The organism is Lamprobacter sp., assembly GCF_034860625.1.
GTDB lineage: Bacteria > Pseudomonadota > Gammaproteobacteria > Chromatiales > Chromatiaceae > Lamprobacter.
Map to the genome: position 1 here is coordinate 1 of NZ_JAYESN010000371.1, position 2,292 is coordinate 2,292.

2 protein-coding genes are annotated in these 2,292 nt (G+C 64.7%); both read right to left on the reverse strand.

Features of this window, described 5'->3' with window-relative positions; all coding sequences use genetic code 11:
- Positions 1–1,090: c-type cytochrome (locus VBE63_RS27670; RefSeq protein WP_323686205.1), on the reverse strand; the 1,090-nt coding region annotated here is incomplete at its 3' end.
- A 314-nt stretch (positions 1,091–1,404) separates the two neighbouring features.
- Positions 1,405–2,292: YeeE/YedE thiosulfate transporter family protein (locus VBE63_RS27675; RefSeq protein ID WP_323686206.1), on the reverse strand; the 888-nt coding region annotated here is incomplete at its 5' end.

Below are 2,292 nucleotides of genomic sequence, written 5' to 3' on the forward strand. Positions count from 1 at the left end.
TTGCCTCGCGCATATTGCCTGCGGTGACTGGCAGGCCCATGGCCGTCCAGACCAGAATACCCTCGTCGATCACGGCGGTGTTGCGGTAACCCAGCTTGCGCAGATTGTTGATCACAAAGTCCGAGGCCGCGTGCGGGCAGGCGCAGTAGGCGACAATCCAGGTACCGTCGTTGGGCAGGTTTTCCCCCGCGCGCTCTCCGTCGCGGTAGTAGGGCATCGGCACGGCGCCGGGAATATGGCTGCGCTGCCAGGCCGAGGCCGGGCGTGTATCAAGCAGTATGAATCGGCGTTTCTCCTCAAGCGCTGTCACCACCTCGGCGGCCGGCACATAACGCCCTTCACGCAGCGTGAACTGCGGCTCCTCTCCCTCCGGGTTGAGCACGTATTGCTCTGGCGGCGGCGGGTCGACCAGCGTGGGCGGTTCCGGTTGCCAGCCCGATGCCTGGCTGCGCAAGAAGGCGACCAATGCATCAATCTCTTCATTTTCCAGTTGCTCTGCGAAGGACACCATGGGCGTGCCATCGCGCCCATTGACAATGGCGTACTTCAGGAAGGCGTCCGAGGCATTGGCCAGCAGTGCCTGGTCACCCAGCGAAGGGGCAGTGATACCCTGGCCGTCAGCGCCGTGGCAGGTGGCGCAATGCTGTGCATAGAGCGCAGCACCGCGTACGGCATCGCCGCTGATTTTTGCATCGTGGTCAAGTTCAGCCGCGGCTACCGCCTCCTGCTCCCACAGCCAGCGCAGCAGCATGCGGAGCTGATCGCGACTGAGCGGGCCACCCATTTCCGTGCTGTAGCCCTCCATGGCCGTATTGCTGCGGCCGTAGGCGATGGTGGTGTACATGAAGCGCGGGAAGCCGGTGGACAGCAGTGAATGCGATTTCAGCGACGGCGCGTGGTCGGCGCGGTAGCCGCTGCGGTCCTCGCCGTGGCACAGCGCGCAGTACTGCTGGTACAACTGCCCCGCTTCCTCGCTCTGTGCCTCGCTCAGCGGGACATCCATATTGCGCTGCGCGACGGCCGTCACCGAAAGCTGCATACCCAGCAGCGCGAGCGCCGCATTGCGAAAAATTCCAAACCAGGCTGTCATCGCTTGTCGTCCGCTATTGCAAAATAAGGGGTTGATTATAGGCGCTAACAGGCTGTGGGGAAGCGTTGTCGCCGGCAACGGCTACGCCACTTATGTTCGACCGTCGGTCAAGCCATCGGGCTGGGCATGCCCGGCCTATGTCTGGGTGCAGTGTGCCCCGGTCGGTGCCTGGCCCGATCCCAGTGCCACGGGCGGAGGGGCGGCATGGGGATTGATAGGCATGGATTGGCGCGCATCCAGGATCAGCAACAGGCCGAGCAGTGCGAGGGTCAAAAGCCCGGTGGTGGTACGGCCGGGACGTGGCGCTGCAATCCTCATGTGTGCACGTTTTCAGCGGCCGCGGCACTCGTGGCTGCAGCATTCAATGACAGCCAGCGCAGCACCCGCGGTCTCGCCTGCAAGGCGAGCGCCGAGCCGGCAAAGGCTGAGGCGAACCGCACCCAGCCATGGACACTGCCAGTGGCAATGCCGCTGAAATACGCACCCACATTGCAGCCGAAGGCGATGCGCGCACTGTAGCCCAGCAGCAGGCCTGAAACCAGGATGCCGAGGCGTCCGAGTGTGTTTCCCAGCGGCACCTGCGGGCCTGGATCCAGACGCCAGCGCATGGCGACGAACGCACCGACAATGATGCCAATATTGGTCAGACTGGTGACATCCGTTAGCAGGCTTTGCCGCAGCCGTTCGGCGTGATCGGGTGCGGCCCAGAAGCCTGTGGCCAGCACATCCAGGCCGACGGCCTGGCCCACCTTGGCGCCCCATAACCCCAGGCCGTAGACAACGCCCCAGGATTGGCCGGCCACCATCAGATTCAATATCGCGAGGGCAGCCACCAATATCGCAGCCAGCCACAAGCGCACCGAGGGCAGGCGCTGGCCGGGCGTTGAAAGCCGCACGACCAGCACCGCGAGTGCAGCCAGGCCAATCAGCGTCAGCCACAGCCCGGCGCGCTCGCCCAGGCTGCCCTGCAGCGTCAATACCGGCAGCGAGCCGAGCGCCGTCCACCACTGCAGATGCAGCGTGCCGAGGAAGCTGCCGGCGATGAAGCCGAGCAAGGCGAGCACCGCCATCAGGTTGCCGCTGCCGGCATTCACCAGCACACCAGAGCCGCAGCCCAACACGATCTGCATGGTCGCACCGAATACGAAGGCTCCACCCAGCATGGCGAGGCCCACCGGAGCGTGGGCACCTTGAAGCTCATC